Below are 15,724 nucleotides of genomic sequence, written 5' to 3' on the forward strand. Positions count from 1 at the left end.
CCCGGCCGCGCGGTCGCGGCCGGGCCCCCGGAGTCACCTGCGGGTCAGTAGAGGCCCTTGAAGGCGCTCCACCCGCCGGAGCCGATCATCACCCGGGTCCCGTAGAGACCGGTCCCCGTGCCGCTGTAGCGCCACAGCTTCCCGGCGGTGTCGCGGGCCAGCAGGTCGGCGCGCCCGTCGCCGGACAGGTCGCCGACGCCGACGAGCGAGGAGTACCCGCCCCAGCCCGAGCCGACCTTCACGCGCGCGGTGACGCCGCCGGTCGCGGTGCCGTAGTACCGCCAGAGCACGCCCGAGGCGTCCACGCCGAGCAGGTCGCCGCGCCCGTCGCCGTTGAGGTCGCCCGCGCCGACGATCTTCTTGTACAGCTTCCAGTTGGCGCCGATCTTCACCCGGGCCCTGACCCGGTGGTCGGCGGTTCCGCCGTAGAAGTACACGTCACCGGTGGACGCCTGACGGACGACCAGGTCGGCGTACCCGTCGCCGTTCACGTCACCGGAGGACGTGATCACGTCGTACTGTCCCCAGCCCGATCCGACGGCCGTGTACGGCGAGGAGGCCGAGACCGTCTTCCCGCACCCGGGCCGGTAGGCGCGCAGCTGGTCGCCCACGCGTGCGTAGACGTCGGCGCAGCGGTCGCCGTCGAGATCGCCCGTCGGCACGAACACGGAGGTCGTCGCGAACGTGGTCCCCGTCCCGGCGATCCGCGCGGACAGCGCGCCCGTCCCGGTCCCCCGGTACATCGAGACGAGCCCGGCCGTGTCCATCACGAGCAGGTCCCCGAAGCCGTCGTCCCCGGCGAGGTCCCGCCACACGGCGGCGCCGCCGGCCACGGAGACGGCCCCGGAGACGGCCAGGTCGGCGCCCTGTCCGTCGGAGGGCTTCACGGTCAGCGCCCAGGTGTAGGCCCCGTTCGCGACGAGCTTGCCGGCCGCGTCCTTCCCGTCCCAGGAGGGAGCGACGATGCCGCGGGCCTGTCCGGTGAGCGTGCGGACCGTCTTGCCGGACGCCTTGTTCTTCAGGGCGAGCGACCACGTGCCGGGCTTGGACAGGGTCCACCGCGGCTTCCAGGCGCTGGACTTCAGGTTCGCCGACGTCGGCACCGCCGAGTCGAGGACGGTCACGCGGCTCGTGGCACCGCCGAGGCCGACGACCTGGATCGCCTGCTGGGAGTCGACGAAGGCGACGCCTCCGCCGAACCGGTCGATCGTCCAGTTCTGGCCGTAGTTGGACACGCCGGGCGCGAGGGTTCCGAGGGAACGCACGACGGGCGCGCCGGAGCGGACGTCGGTCACGCTCAGCCGGTCGCCGGCGTTGTCGGTCTCGGTGTAGGCGACGAAGCCGTCACCCAGCGACGGCCGGGCGTACCGGGACAGCTGGAAGCGGACCGAGGTCTTCTTCTCCCGGTCGTACACGACGGCGGACGTGTTGTCGCCGCAGCGGGCGTAGATCCACTTGCCGACGACGTCGAAGTCGAAGGTGCCGCAGTCGGTCCCGAGGTCCACCGTCGCGACCGTGGCCCCGGTGCGCAGGTCGACCGCCGAGACGGTGTCGTTCGCCGTGGACGCGGTCCAGAGCCAGGTGCCCCACAGGGCCTGGTTCGTGTTGCCGGAGACCGAGAGGACCTTGCCGGTCTCGATGTCCGCGACGACCGACCGGCTCTCGTAGTTCTCGGTGGCGAGGAAGTGCACGTAGCGGCCGGAGGCGTTGGAGAGGCGGGCCGGCGTGAGCTTGCGCGTGGTGTCCAGCGTGAGCTTGCGCGTGGTCGCACCGGGGGTGGCGGTGGTCACCTGCACCGTCGGGACGCACCAGCTGCAGGGTGCCTCCCCGCGGGACGGCGGGAGGTCGTCCGCCCCGAGCGTGACGAGGCGGCCGTCTCCGGTGTCGGCCCAACGGGCGCCGACGATCCCCGGACCGGCCGGTTCGGCACACGGCGAGGTGCCGGCGGAGGTCACGGCGCAGTTCCAGACCGGGGCGGCGGTGTGCGGCTCGGTGAGGGACAGGTCGTACCCCTGGAGCGTGCGGTAGACGTCGTCGTGCTCGGTGGTGATCCGGCCGTTGGCCAGGGTCAGGCCGGTCCGCCGGGAGCGCTTCGGCGGGACGCCCAGGACCTGGGCGGTGACCGGGGCGGCGGAGACGGCGTCGAGCGTGACGCGGCGGACGCCCCAGTGGGCGGAGTCGGTGCCGCCGACGACGTACAGGGGGCCGTCCGCACCGGTCGAGACCCCGGCCGTGACCTCGGCGAGGACGCCCAGGTCACGCGAGGCGCCGCCGTTGATCGGCGTGGCCTTGAGCGGGTGGTTCGGCGCGTACACGTCGCCGTAGTGGCCGACGATCCAGTCGCCGATGACGGCGAGCTTGCCGAGGTCGTAGGTGTCGTACGGCAGCTTCACCGTCCGGCCGGGGGCACCGGGGTTCTTGCGGGGGACGACGAGGGCCTCACCGGTGCCGGACTCCTGGTACTGGACGATCCAGTCGGCGCTGAGGGCCGCCCTGAGGTAGTAGTACGTGTTGCCGGAGAGGATGGGGACGGGGGTGATCGCTCCGGTGACGAAGTCGACCAGGCCCATGGTCTCGGTGGAGCCCACCTGGTAGCGGATGAGCGCTCCGGCGGCGTCGAACGCGAGGAGCGCGGGCGCACCGGTGATCGTCGCCCCCGCGGGGGCGACGAGGTCCGCGTCCGCCGGGGCGTCGGGGCCGAGGCCCAGGAGGTGCAGGGTTACGGCGCCGTCGGCACCGGTGCTGTAGCTGAGGAGGCGGTTCGCTCCGAAGGCCTGCAGCCAGGTGTGGCCGTCCGGCTTGGTCCTGCTCAGGGCGGTGCCGGCGGCGTGGTCGTAGACGGTGGCCACGGCCTCCTCGCCGTAGAAACCGAAGCAGCCCATCCTGTCGCCGTGATGGGCGATCCGGCCGAGGGACGTGCAGGGGTCGACGAGGACGGACCGGCCGTCCGCGCCGAGGCTCTGCCAGCGCAGCTTGGCCTCGCCGTTGTCCCAGATCTGAACGCCGGTACCGGCCCCGTAGGCGTACAGGACAGGCGGGGTGCTGCTGGGCGGCGCGTCGATCGCGACGTGGTACGGCGCGTCGGACGCGGCCACTGCGGTGGGAGCCCCGGCCACCGGACCGGTGATGCCCAGGGCCGCGCTCAGCGCGAGCGCGACGGCTCTTCGGACGGACAAGTACGTGTCCCCTCGTACGGGAGTGAAGGCGGGTACGACGAGGGAGGGCGGGCGCGACGGGCAGGGCGGTGCGGTGCGGACCGCGCGGCCGGGGGCCGGCGGGACCCCCCCTGTCGGCAGCCGGATCGTACATTCAGGCGAATCGAACGCGCCAGAAACTTGGCTGCGGGGGCCACGAAAGGGCCCGCCCTCGGGCCCGAGGGCGGGCGCGACGGGTCCCGCACGCCCCTCCCCGCCCCCGGCCCCGCCCCTGCCGCCGCAGGCCGCCCAGCCTCCGCACAACCGATCCGCACACCACCTCTGACCTGGGCTTTCCCCTCAACTCCCCGTATTCTTGGGGGACTCGGAGGGGAGATCCGCATGAGCCAGACCGACCGCCACATCCGCACGATCGACGACGTCCTCGCCCTGCTCGACGACCTGTTCTCGCCCGGTGCCGACCGGTGGACGGAGGGCGGGGCCGCGTGGTGGGACGGGTTCTACGCGGACCGGGACAAGCCCGTGCCGTTCTTCGTCGCCGAGCCCGACGAGAACCTCGTGTCGTACGTCGAGCGGGGTCTGCTCCCGGCCGGCGGCCGGGCGCTCGACCTCGGTTGCGGGCCCGGCCGGAACGCCCTCCACCTCGCCTCGGCGGGCTTCGACGTGACCGCGGTCGACCTCTCGCCCACCGCGATCGCCTGGGCGGAGGAACGGGCCGCCGAAGCGGGCGCCGAGAACGTCCGGTTCGTCTGCGGCGACGTCTTCACCGAGCCCCTCGACGGCCCGTACGACCTCGTCTACGACTCCGGCTGCTTCCACCACCTGCCCCCGCACCGCCGCGTCAGCTACCTCGCCCTCCTCGACCGCGTCCTCGCCCCCGGCGGCCGCTTCGCGCTCACCGCGTTCGCGGCCGGTGAGGGCGGCATGGGCTCCGAGCTCCCGGACGCCGAGTTCTACCGGAAGGGCAGCCTGGAGGGAGGCCTCGCCTACACCGACACCTCGCTCCGCACGATCTTCACCGGCCTGACGGAGACCGGTCTGACGGAGACCGGCCTGACGGAGACCGGTCTGACCGAGGTCGAGCTGCGCCGCATGCGTGCGCAGACCGCCGGCTCCCCGGTCTTCGGCGAGTCCTTCCTCTGGACGGCCCTCTTCCGCCGCTGACCCCGCCGGGGGCGCCCCGCCGGGGACGGCTCACCGCATCCCCTCCAGGTGTCGCGCCAGCCGGTCGTACTGCTCCCGCATCCCCGCCTCCATGCCCGCCGCCAGCGCCTGGTCCCGGATCTCGTTCGAGGGCCAGAAGGAGGTGCTGGTCAGGGCCGTGCCGCCGTCCGGGGTCGCGTCGAAGGTGAGGGTCACGCGGACGGGCCCGGCGTCCGGCATCTGCTCGAAGACCTCCGTGTAGTCGAGGCGCTCCGCCGGGACGACGTCCTCGTACGTGCCGGAGAAGACGATCTCCTGGCCGCCCGGCCCGGTCTGGCCCCAGCGCCAGGTGCCGCCGGGGCGCAGGTCGACGTCGACGACCGACGTGGTCAGCCCGGCACCCCCGTACCACTCCCGTACGTGCTCGGGCCTCGTCCAGGCCTCCCAGACGCGGGCCGGCGGGGCGTCGAACGTGCGGGTGACGACCAGCTCGCGATCGGCCGGCGTCGTGAGGAGGGTGACCATGATCCCGATCCCTTCCCGGAGGATCCCGCCCCTTCCAGCATCCGCCGAACGCCCGAGGGCGGCACCCCCACCAGGGGGTGCCGCCCTCGTTCGCGTTCGCGAGTCGCGCGTTCAGCGATGGACTGCCGATCCGTCAGGATCAGAAGTCCATGTCACCGCCCGGCATGCCGCCGCCGGCCGGCGCGGCGGCCTTCTCCGGCTTGTCGGCGATGACGGCCTCGGTGGTGAGGAACAGCGCGGCGATCGACGCGGCGTTCTGCAGCGCGGAGCGCGTGACCTTGGCCGGGTCGATGATGCCCTCGGCGATGAGGTCGACGTACTCGTTGGTCGCGGCGTTCAGGCCGTGGCCGACGGGCAGGTTGCGGACCTTCTCCGCCACGACGCCGCCCTCGAGACCGGCGTTGACGGCGATCTGCTTCAGCGGGGCCTCGAGGGCCAGCTTGACGATGTTGGCACCGGTGGCCTCGTCGCCAGACAGGCCGGCCTCGAGCTTCTCGAAGACGCTGGACGCCTGGAGCAGGGCCACGCCACCACCGGCGACGATGCCCTCCTCGACGGCCGCCTTCGCGTTGCGGACGGCGTCCTCGATGCGGTGCTTGCGCTCCTTGAGCTCGACCTCGGTCGCGGCACCGGCCTTGATGACGGCCACGCCGCCGGCCAGCTTCGCGAGGCGCTCCTGGAGCTTCTCGCGGTCGTAGTCCGAGTCGGAGTTCTCGATCTCGGCGCGGATCTGGTTCACGCGACCGGCGACCTGGTCGCTGTCACCGGCACCGTCGACGATGGTGGTCTCGTCCTTGGTGATGACGACCTTGCGGGCGCGGCCCAGCAGGTCCAGGCCGGCGTTCTCGAGCTTGAGGCCGACCTCCTCGGAGATGACCGTGCCGCCCGTGAGGATGGCGATGTCGTTCAGCATGGCCTTGCGGCGGTCGCCGAAGCCCGGGGCCTTGACCGCGACGGACTTGAAGGTGCCGCGGATCTTGTTGACGACCAGGGTCGACAGGGCCTCGCCCTCGACGTCCTCGGCGATGATCAGCAGCGGCTTGCCCGACTGCATGACCTTCTCCAGGAGCGGGAGGAGGTCCTTCACGGAGGAGATCTTGGAGTTGACGATCAGGAGGTAGGGGTCGTCGAGCGACGCCTCCATGCGCTCCATGTCGGTGGCGAAGTACGCCGAGATGTAGCCCTTGTCGAAGCGCATGCCCTCGGTGAGCTCAAGCTCCAGACCGAAGGTCTGGGACTCCTCGACGGTGATGACGCCTTCCTTGCCGACCTTGTCCATCGCCTCGGCGATGAGCTCGCCGATCTGGGTGTCGGCGGCGGAGATGGAGGCCGTGGAGGCGATCTGCTCCTTGGTCTCGACATCCTTCGCCTGCTCGAGCAGGGCGCCGGAGACGGCCTCGACGGCCTTCTCGATGCCGCGCTTGAGGGCCATCGGGTTGGCGCCGGCGGCGACGTTGCGGAGGCCCTCGCGGACGAGCGCCTGGGCGAGGACGGTGGCGGTGGTCGTACCGTCGCCGGCGACGTCGTCCGTCTTCTTGGCGACTTCCTTGACCAGCTCGGCGCCGATCTTCTCGTACGGGTCCTCGAGCTCGATCTCCTTGGCGATGGAGACACCATCGTTGGTGATCGTGGGGGCACCCCACTTCTTCTCGAGGACGACGTTGCGGCCCTTGGGGCCGAGGGTGACCTTGACGGCGTCAGCGAGCTGGTTCATGCCGCGCTCGAGACCGCGCCGGGCCTCCTCGTCGAACGCGATGATCTTGGCCATGTGAAGTGGTCCTCCCGGACATGGGGTGGATAACGCTCCAGGACCGCGCCGACGCCCGCGACGGACGGCCTCCGCGACTCCGCGTGGTTCCTTGCCCCACCCGGCCGGCGGCCTCGTCTGCCCGATCCTCGTAGCACTCTCACCTTCCGAGTGCTAACGCCAATGATTAGCACTCGCCCTATGAGAGTGCAAGCGACTCTCGGGTTTCGGGAGGTCGATCGAGGGGCGACGGAGCGGGGAGGGGACGGGAACGCGCGAGGGGGCGGGAACGCGCGAGGGGGCGGGAACGCGCGAGGGGGCGGGAACGCGCGAGGGGTCCGCATCCCCTCAGGGATGCGGACCCCTCGACGGCGTTGCGTCGGTGGCCGATCGCGCCGCGCTCAGACGGCGAGCTTGACCATGTCCGCCTGCGGACCCTTCTGGCCCTGCGAGATCTCGAACTCGACCCGCTGGCCCTCTTCGAGGCTGCGGTAGCCATCCATCTGGATCGCACTGTAGTGGACGAAAACATCCGCACCACCGTCTACCGCGATGAAGCCGTAGCCCTTCTCCGCGTTGAACCACTTGACGGTGCCCTGAGCCATGCCTAACTCCCCTATTACTGGCCCTTGCGCGGGACCCGCACTTCGCGGACCCGGGTCAGACCTCTGCGCCGGAACGCGTCGACCGCGGCTGAATGTATCTGCCCAACTGCCCTCTGCAACAGGCTGTTCGACCGATAATTCTGGGCGCGACGGAAAGGGGAATTGGGGAGGATCCCCTGGATCACGGGGCAAGTCGGGCCCGGCAAAGCGCGCAGAAGGTACACAACGCGCACACACTTTGGCTGCTTCTTGTCGTGCGGAGACGCATTCTCATATGCGCCCGGCATGAGCAGCGGAGGGGACTTCCCCAACTCTACCGCGCTCAACCATGCAGAATTGCCCCTTCCGCTTTTCGCGCGGAAGGGGCAATTCGTACTGACCGGTAAGACTCGACGGGCCCGCAGGCCCTCAGCAGCCTCCGGCGACGGCCGGAATGATCGAGACGCCCGCGCCGGCCGGGGTGGCCGTCTCCAGGCCCTGCTCGAAGCGCACGTCGTCGTCGTTCACGTAGACGTTGACGAAGCGGCGCAGCTTGCCCTGGTCGTCCAGGACGCGGGCGGCGATGCCCGTGTGGTTCTTCTCCAGGTCGGCGATGACCTCGGCGAGGGTCGCGCCCTCGGCCTGGACCTCGGCCCGGCCGCCCGTGTAGGTGCGGAGGATGGTGGGGATGCGGACGTTCACGGCCATGTGTTCGTAACCTTTCAGAGCGCCAGGCCGGCGTCGCGGAACGCGTCCAGGCTCGGGCGGATGGTGGCGGTCGCCTGAGAGGTGTCGGCCACCGCGTCCAGGGTCTTGAGCCCGTCGCCGGTGTTGAGGACGACGGTGGTGAGGTCCGGGTCGATCAGACCCGCCTCGACGAGCTTCCGGGTGACGCCGACGGTGACGCCGCCCGCGGTCTCCGCGAAGATGCCCTCGGTCTGCGCGAGGAGCTTGATCGCGTCCACGACCTGCTCGTCGTTCACGTCCTCCACGGCGCCGCCGGTCCGGCGGGCGATGTCGAGGACGTAGGGGCCGTCGGCCGGGTTGCCGATGGCGAGCGACTTGGCGATGGTGTTCGGCTTCTGCGGCCGTACGACGTCGTGGCCCGCCTTGAAGGCGGCGGAGACCGGGGAGCAGCCCTCGGCCTGGGCGCCGAAGATCTTGTACGGCTTGTCCTCGACGAGGCCCAGCTTGATGAGTTCCTGCAGACCCTTGTCGATCTTCGTGAGCTGGGAGCCGGAGGCGATCGGGATGACGAGCTGGTCGGGGACGACCCAGCCGAGCTGCTCGCAGATCTCGTACGCGAGCGTCTTGGAGCCCTCGCCGTAGTACGGGCGGAGGTTGACGTTCACGAAGCCCCAGCCCTCGCCGAGCGGGTCGCCGATGAGCTCCGAGCAGAAGCGGTTGACGTCGTCGTAGTTGCCCTCGATGGCGACGAGGTCACCGCCGTAGACACCGGCCATGACGACCTTGCCCTGCTCCAGGTCGTGCGGGATGAACACGCAGGAGCGGAAGCCGGCGCGGGCGGCGGCGGCGCCGACGGCGCCGGCCAGGTTGCCGGTGGAGGAGCAGGAGAGGGTGGTGAAGCCGAAGGCCCGGGCGGCTTCGAGGGCCTGGGCGACGACCCGGTCCTTGAAGGAGTGGGTCGGGTTGCCGGAGTCGTCCTTGACGAAGAGCTTGCCGGGGGCGACGCCGATCTCGCGGGCGAGGTTGTCGGCCTGGACGAGCTTGGTCCAGCCGGGGTTCAGGTTCGGCTTCTCGGCGACGTCGGCGGGGACGGGCAGCAGCGGGGCGTAGCGCCAGATGTTGGCGGGACCGGCCTCGATCTGCTTGCGCAGCGCCTCGGGGTCACCGGTGGGGAGGTCGTACGCGACTTCGAGCGGTCCGAAGCAGAGTTCGCAGGCGAAGATCGGACCGAGCGGGAAGTGCTCACCGCATTCGCGACAGGAGAGCCCGGACGCGGGACCGAGGTCGACGGTGGTGGGGGTAGCGGTCTGTACAGCCATGGAGGCGAGGCCCTTTCTCCTCATCTTTCCCAATGGCGAATTTTTCGCCATGAGACGGATTTGGCACCTTCCCTAGCCGGGGACCTCGCTGGAGGACGAGTGATAACCGACTGGAGGGTTGCCGGGGCTTCAACGGGCCGTTTCCCTCTGCCCCTCTGGATGAGCGGTATTCGATTGTGAAGCGTGGTGGACTTTCGTTCCTGCGCTCCGACGCGGGCGGCACCCCGACGTGCATCGGGCATCCGCGTTGTTCAAGACTGTAACCGAAGGCCCGGACGCGTGGACCGGCCGTCCGAACCGCGAGATGGAGATCAGGTGCTGGAAGAGGTGGAGCGCTGGCTGGACCGGCGGTCCTGGTCCGTGGCGGACCGACCGCTGGAGCGGATCCTCGCCGCCAAGCGGAACACGAAGGTCAGCGTCGTCCTGCCGGCGCTGAACGAGGAGGCGACGGTCGGGGACATCGTCGCCGTGATCCGCCGCGAGCTGATGACGGAGAAGGTGCCGCTCGTCGACGAGCTGGTGGTGATCGACTCGGGCTCCACGGACCGCACGGCGGAGGTGGCCGCGGCCGCCGGCGCGCGGGTGGTCGCGCGGGACTCGATACTCCCCCGGATACCGGCCGTGCCCGGCAAGGGCGAGGTCCTGTGGCGGTCGCTGATGGTGACGAGCGGGGACGTGGTGTGCTTCGTCGACGCGGACCTGCGGGACTTCTCCGCGGACTTCGTGACGGGGATCGTGGGCCCGCTGCTCACGGACCCGGACGTCGACTTCGTGAAGGCGATGTACGACCGCCCGTTCGGCGCCGGACCCGACGGGCCCGCCCCCGGCGAGGCCCCGGCCCAGGGCGGCAGGGTCACGGAACTGGTGGCCCGCCCGCTGCTCAACCTGCACTGGCCCCGGCTGGCCGGCTTCGTACAGCCCCTGGGCGGCGAGTACGCGGCACGCCGCTCGCTGCTCGAACGCCTCCCGTTCCCGGTCGGTTACGGAGTGGAGCTGGGGCTGCTCGTGGACGCCCTGCACACGGTGGGCCTGGACGCGCTCGCGCAGGTGGACGTGGGGGTGCGCAAGCACCGGCACCAGGACGGGCAGGCGCTGGGCCGGATGGCGGCGGCGATCTACCGCACGGCGCAGCTGCGGCTCTCGCGGGGACACCTGGTGCGGCCCCGGCTCACCCAGTTCGCCCGGGGCGAGAAGGGCTTCGAGCCGACGACGTACGCGGTGGACACGGAGGAGCGCCCGCCGATGACCGAGATCGCGGAGTACGCGCGGCGCCGCGTGGCGTAGCGCGGCACGGCCCCGGGCGGCGACCCCGCGGCGGCGGCCCCGCGGCGACCGAGCGTGGCCGGATCGTCCTGACTCGTATACGTACGTTTGAGCGTTTACGGGACGGGCTAGGTTCGCCACATGGCTACTGTGCTCGTCGCATCCAACCGGGGCCCCGTCTCGTACGTGCTCGGCGAGGGCGGGTCGCTCGACGCCCGGAGGGGCGGCGGCGGCCTGGTCTCGGGCCTGAGCGCCATCGGTTCCCAGGACAGTCTCTGGGTGTGCGCGGCGCTCGGCGAGGGCGACCGGGAGGCGGTCCGGCGGGGCATCGCGGAACCGGGCGTGCGGATGCTGGACATCGACCCGTCCGTCCACGCCGACGCGTACAACGGCATCGCGAACTCGGTGCTGTGGTTCCTCCACCACCACCTGTACGACATCCCGCGCGAGCCGGTCTTCGACGCGGAGTTCCGCCGCCGCTGGGAGTCGTACCGCGCCTACAACCGCGCCTTCGCCGAGGCCCTGGCCGCGGAGGCCGCGGAGGGCGCGGCGGTCCTGGTGCAGGACTACCACCTGGCCCTCGTCCCGGGGCAGCTCCGCGAGCTCCGCCCCGACCTGCGCATCGCGCACTTCACCCACACCCCGTGGGCGTCCCCGCCGTACCTCGGGATGCTCCCGGACGACATCCGCGAGGAACTCCTGCGGGGCATGCTCGGCGCGGACCGGCTGGGCTTCCACACCCGGGCCTGGGCGTCGGCGTTCGAGGAGTGCGCGGGCGACCTCGGTCGCACCCGGGTCGCGGCGCACCCCCTGGGCGTCGACGGCGAGGAGCTGCGGGCGCTGGCGCACCGCCCGGAGGTGGACGAGCGCCTGGCGGAACTCCGGGCGGAGGTCGGCGACCGCAGGACCATCGTCCGCGTCGACCGCACGGAGCTCTCCAAGAACATCCTGCGCGGCCTGCTGGCCTACCGGGAGCTCCTCACGGCCCACCCGGAGTGGCGCGGGCGGGTGGTCCACCTGGCCTCGGCGTACCCCTCCCGCCAGGACCTGGAGTCGTACCGCTCGTACACGGCGGCGGTGAGGGAGCTGGCGGAGGAGATCAACACCGAGTTCGGCACGGCGGACTGGCAGCCGGTCCTGGTCTCGGTGAAGGACGACTTCACCCGTTCCCTGGCCGCCTACCGCCTGGCGGACGTGGCCCTGGTGAACCCGGTGCGCGACGGCATGAACCTGGTCGCGAAGGAGATACCGGTCGTCTCGGAGGCGGGCTGCGCCCTGGTCCTGTCCCGTGAGGCGGGCGCCCACGAGGAACTCCACGAGGACGCCCTCACGGTGAACCCCTTCGACGTCTCGGAGACGGCCGAGGCCCTGCACGCGGCCCTCACGATGTCCCCGTCCGAGCGCACGGACCGCACGAAACGCCTGGCGTCCACGGCCACCTCCCAGCCCCCGCAGCGCTGGTTCCTGGAGCAGCTGGAGGCGCTCGGGGGCTAGGGGCTCGTGCGGCCCTCCCGCCGCTCCCCGCCCCACGCCGCCAGGGGCTCCAGGGCCTCGTTCAGGCGGATGCCGGACGGGGTGAGGGCGTACTCGACGCGGGGCGGAACCTCGTCGTAGGAGACGCGGTCGACGATGCCGTCCGCCTCCATCTCGCGCAGGTGGGAGGCGAGGACCTTCTCGGTGATGCCCGGGACCAGGCGCCGGAGTTCGCCGAAGCGGCGGTGCGGCCGTTCGTGGAGGGCCCAGAGGATGAGCACCTTCCACTTGCCACCGATCACCTCCATCGCGGTGTCGATGCCGCAGACGTGCCCGTCGGGCGCACCCGGCCGGTTCAGTGTCGCCATCCGCCCCACCCCTCTGACCTGTTCGCTCACCTCAGGGTAACCACCCACTTCCGAGTGGGTACTTGAGCAGGTCAGAGGTCTGCAGCAGCCTTGCGGGCATGACAGCGAACACGCCTTCGAAGACCCCCGTCTCCCTTCTCGGCCTCGGCGCCATGGGTGCCGCCCTCGCCCGCGCCTGGCTTGCCGCCGGGCATCCGCTCACCGTCTGGAACCGCACCCCGGCACGCGCCGAGGTGCTCGCCGCCGAGGGCGCGAAGGCCGTGGACAGCGCGGCCGGGGCCGTCGCGGCGAGCGACCTCGTCGTGGTCTGCCTCCTCGACGACGAGTCCGTGGGTTCCGCCCTGGACGGTGTCGACCTGGCGGGCAAGGACCTCGTCGACCTCACCACCACGACTCCCGCCCAGGCCCGCGCCCGGGCCGCGTGGGCCGAGGAGCGGGGCGCCCGCCACCTGGACGGCGGCATCATGGCCGTCCCGCCGATGATCGGGGTCCCCGAGGCCGGCGGTTACGTCTTCTACAGCGGCTCGCGGGAGCTGTTCGAGCTCCACCGGGCCGTCCTCGCCGTCCCGGCCGGGACCGAGTACGTCGGCGAGGACGCCGGCTTCGCCGCCCTGCACGACGTGGCGCTGCTCAGCGGCATGTACGGGATGTTCGCCGGGGCGGCGCACGCCTTCGCGCTGATCCGGCGGGAGGACGTCGATCCCGTGGCGTTCGCCCCGCTGCTCGCCGACTGGCTCGCCGCCATGGCCCAGGGCGTCCACGGGACCGCCGCCCGGCTCAAGAGCGGCGACTACACCGAGGACGTCGTCTCCCCCCTCGCCATGCAGGTGGCGGGCACGCCGACGTTCCTGGCCACGGCCGAGGGGCAGGGCGTCAGCCCGGAACTGCTCCGTCCGTACTTCGAGCTGATGCGCCGTCGGCTGGACGTCGGGAGCGGGGACGAGGATCTGACGGGCGTGGTGGACCTGTTGCTCCGGTGAGCGGGAATCCGTGGCCGGACATCGGTGACGACCCCTCCTCCTGGAGGGTCGTCCCGTGTCACACTCGCCGCGATCGTTCCCCCAGGCGATCCGTTTTTCCCCATGAGACGCATGAGGCAAGCGGAAGGATCGCAAGACACGTGAAGAAGATTGTCGTGGGCATGACCATAGGGTCGGCGCTCACCGCACTCCTCGCCGCGGGGCTCACCCCCGCCGCCGCGCAGGAGGCCAGGGACGCCGCACCGGCGGGCGCGAACGCGCACCGGCCCGACAACCGCCCCGGACCCCTCACGAAGCAGCGCACCGAGCTGCGCGAACAGGCGATCGACCTGATCGCCAAGGGCAGGGCCAGGGCGAACGCCAAGGGCGTCGTCGAGGTCGCACCCGGCAAGTTCACCGAGACCGAGACCACCACCGCCACCCGCCAGGAGAAGATCTTCACGATCCTCTCCGAGTTCGGCGACCAGGGCTCCGGCAAGCTCGGCACCGTCCCCGGCCCGCTGCACAACCGGATACCGCAGCCCGACCGGACCACGGACAACTCCAACGCCTGGACCGCCGACTTCTCGAAGGCCTACTACGAGAACCACTTCAACGGCCCCGGCGAGTCCATGAAGACCTTCTACGAGAAGCTGTCCAACGGCCGCTACTCGGTCTCCAACACCGTCGAGGACTGGGTCAAGGTCCCCGGCAACGCCTCCACCTACGGCGACAACTCCGTCGAGGACACCGGCGGCTCCTGGGCCTTCATCCAGGACACCGGCGACGCCTGGTGGAACGCGCAGCTCGCCGCCGGCAAGACCCCGGCCGAGATCGACGCCTACCTCGCCCAGTTCGACGTCTGGGACCGCAACGACTGGGACCACGACGGCAACTTCGACGAGGCCGACGGCTACATCGACCACTTCCAGGCCGTGCACGCCGGCATGGGCGAGGACGCCGGCGGCGGCGCGCAGGGCGAGGACGCCATCTGGTCCCACCGCTGGTACGTGAACGGCGACGACTACGGGCTGACCGGCCCCGACGTCTCCGGCACGCAGAACAAGGCCGGCGGCGCCCGCATCGGCCAGTCCAAGTACTGGCTCGGCGACTACACCACCGAGGGCGAGAACGGCGGGCTCGGCGTCTTCTGCCACGAGTTCGGCCACGACCTCGGCCTGCCGGACTACTACGACACCGACGGCGGCGAGAACTCCACCGCCTTCTGGACGCTGATGAGCTCCGGCTCCTGGCTCGGCCACGGTGCCGCCGCCGCCGAGGGCATCGGCACCCACCCGGGCCTCATGGGCGCCGAGGAGAAGCTCTTCCTCGGCTGGCTGGACCACGCCGACGCACCGCTCGGCGCCACCGGCACGTACACGCTGAACCCGGCCGCGCTCCAGGTCACCGGCAAGGAGCAGGCCGTCCGCGTCGCGCTCCCGGACAAGACGAGCAGCACCACCTACGCGACGCCCACCTCGGGCACGCACGCCTGGTGGACCGGCTCGGCCGACGGCCTCAACCAGTCCCTCACCCGCTCCGTCCCGGCCGCCCCGCGCGTGACCGTCAGGGCGAGCGCCTGGTACGAGATCGAGGCCGACTTCGACTACCTCTTCGCCGAGTACTCCCTCGACGGCGGGGCGACCTGGGCCCGCGCGGGCGCGTCCGTCTCCGGTTCCTCCGGCGGCAAGTGGACCACGCTGCGCTACTCGTACGACGCCGCCGGCAAGCCGTCCCTCTTCCGCTTCCGCCACCAGAGCGACGGCGGCGTGCACTTCGCCGGCGCGTTCCTGGACGACATCTCGCTGACCTCCGGCGGGACGACCCTGGCGTCGGACGACGTCGAGCAGGGCGCGGGCGGCTGGACCGCGCAGGGCCGCTGGAAGATCTCCACCGGCACCGAGACGGCGACCTCCCCCCGGTACTACCTCCTGGAGAACCGCGAGTACGTCGGCTCCGACGCGCTCCTCGCCGAGGGCCCGTACCAGTTCAGCAAGAACATCACCGCCCCGGACTGGGTCGAGTGGTTCAGGTTCCAGAACGGCATGCTCGTCTGGTACGTCGACCGCTCCTTCGACGACAACAACGTCAGCAACCACCCCGGCGGCGGCTCGGCGATGGCCGTCGACGCCCGCCCGGCCCCCTTCCGGTACGCCGACGGGACCGCGCCCAGCAACCGGCGCCAGCCCTTCGACGCGACCTTCGGCCTGGAGGCCACGGACGCCACCTGCCTCCACAAGGAGGTCCTGACCGGCAAGGGACCGAACCAGACCGTCCAGACCCTGGCGGCCTGCGCCCCCTCCGCCCCGGGCATCCCGGTCTTCGACGACACCGACCCGAACGCGTACTACGACACGACGGCCCCGCAGGCCAGCGTGAAGGTCGCCGGTCACGGCGTGCGCGTCACGGTCACCGGTGACGCCGGCGACGACCTGACGATCAGCGTCGCCAACCCGGCCGCGCACTGATCCGTACGGGAAGAACGCGAGGGCGGTGCGGAG

At 71.3% G+C, this 15,724-nt stretch carries 12 protein-coding genes and 1 riboswitch; of the genes, 5 read left to right on the forward strand and 7 right to left on the reverse strand.

Annotated elements, in window-relative coordinates; genetic code table 11:
- Positions 1-44: 44 nt before the first annotated feature.
- A complete protein-coding gene (locus IE180_RS33885) occupies positions 45-3,176 on the reverse strand; it encodes an FG-GAP repeat domain-containing protein (protein ID WP_190160789.1) in 3,132 nt (1,043 codons plus the stop codon).
- A gap of 360 nt (positions 3,177-3,536) precedes the next feature.
- Between IE180_RS33885 and IE180_RS33890 the strand changes: the two genes are divergently transcribed.
- Positions 3,537-4,319: a class I SAM-dependent methyltransferase gene (locus tag IE180_RS33890; protein WP_190160790.1), complete on the forward strand. Its 783-nt coding sequence runs from the start codon at positions 3,537-3,539 to the stop codon at positions 4,317-4,319.
- 30 nt (positions 4,320-4,349) lie between these two features.
- Here IE180_RS33890 and IE180_RS33895 read toward each other — a convergent pair whose 3' ends face one another.
- From IE180_RS33895 to thrC, 5 genes are all read right to left on the reverse strand, one after another.
- The gene (locus IE180_RS33895; RefSeq protein WP_190160791.1) at positions 4,350-4,823 is read right to left on the reverse strand and encodes an SRPBCC family protein; all 474 of its coding nucleotides are present in this window, start codon (positions 4,821-4,823) and stop codon (positions 4,350-4,352) included.
- 139 nt (positions 4,824-4,962) lie between these two features.
- A complete protein-coding gene (gene groL, locus IE180_RS33900) occupies positions 4,963-6,591 on the reverse strand; it encodes a chaperonin GroEL (RefSeq protein ID WP_190160792.1) in 1,629 nt (542 codons plus the stop codon).
- 380 nt (positions 6,592-6,971) lie between these two features.
- On the reverse strand, positions 6,972-7,175 hold the full coding sequence (locus IE180_RS33905) for a cold-shock protein (RefSeq protein ID WP_015035246.1): 204 nt from the start codon (positions 7,173-7,175) through the stop codon (positions 6,972-6,974).
- Positions 7,176-7,583: 408 nt separating this feature from the next.
- Positions 7,584-7,862 carry a MoaD/ThiS family protein gene (locus IE180_RS33910; RefSeq protein ID WP_190160793.1) on the reverse strand — a complete coding sequence of 93 codons (279 nt, stop codon included), beginning with the start codon at positions 7,860-7,862 and terminating at the stop codon, positions 7,584-7,586.
- 14 nt (positions 7,863-7,876) lie between these two features.
- Positions 7,877-9,184 carry a threonine synthase gene (gene thrC, locus IE180_RS33915; RefSeq protein WP_190160794.1) on the reverse strand — a complete coding sequence of 436 codons (1,308 nt, stop codon included), beginning with the start codon at positions 9,182-9,184 and terminating at the stop codon, positions 7,877-7,879.
- Positions 9,178-9,326, reverse strand: a riboswitch (SAM riboswitch). It overlaps the preceding gene by 7 nt.
- A gap of 149 nt (positions 9,327-9,475) precedes the next feature.
- Here thrC and IE180_RS33920 point away from each other — a divergent pair.
- Positions 9,476-10,444 (forward strand): glucosyl-3-phosphoglycerate synthase, encoded by a 969-nt coding sequence (locus IE180_RS33920; protein ID WP_190160795.1) that lies wholly within the window; start codon positions 9,476-9,478, stop codon positions 10,442-10,444.
- A gap of 120 nt (positions 10,445-10,564) precedes the next feature.
- Positions 10,565-11,917, forward strand: a complete 1,353-nt coding sequence (locus IE180_RS33925) for an alpha,alpha-trehalose-phosphate synthase (UDP-forming) (RefSeq protein WP_190160796.1) — start codon at positions 10,565-10,567, stop codon at positions 11,915-11,917.
- On the opposite strand, the gene IE180_RS33930 is transcribed toward IE180_RS33925, so the two are convergent.
- Positions 11,914-12,264 (reverse strand): winged helix-turn-helix transcriptional regulator, encoded by a 351-nt coding sequence (locus tag IE180_RS33930; RefSeq protein ID WP_190160797.1) that lies wholly within the window; start codon positions 12,262-12,264, stop codon positions 11,914-11,916. The two genes, IE180_RS33925 and IE180_RS33930, sit on opposite strands and share 4 nt — an antisense overlap.
- Positions 12,265-12,362: 98 nt before the next feature.
- Between IE180_RS33930 and IE180_RS33935 the strand changes: the two genes are divergently transcribed.
- Both IE180_RS33935 and IE180_RS33940 read left to right on the forward strand, forming a co-directional pair.
- Positions 12,363-13,244: an NAD(P)-dependent oxidoreductase gene (locus IE180_RS33935; protein WP_190160798.1), complete on the forward strand. Its 882-nt coding sequence runs from the start codon at positions 12,363-12,365 to the stop codon at positions 13,242-13,244.
- 140 nt (positions 13,245-13,384) lie between these two features.
- Entirely contained in the window at positions 13,385-15,691 is a 2,307-nt protein-coding gene (locus tag IE180_RS33940; RefSeq protein WP_190160799.1) for an immune inhibitor A domain-containing protein, read from the forward strand.
- Positions 15,692-15,724 lie beyond the last annotated feature (33 nt).

Origin of the sequence: Streptomyces litmocidini (assembly GCF_014649755.1) — a bacterium.
Taxonomy (GTDB): Bacteria; Actinomycetota; Actinomycetes; order Streptomycetales; family Streptomycetaceae; genus Streptomyces; species Streptomyces litmocidini.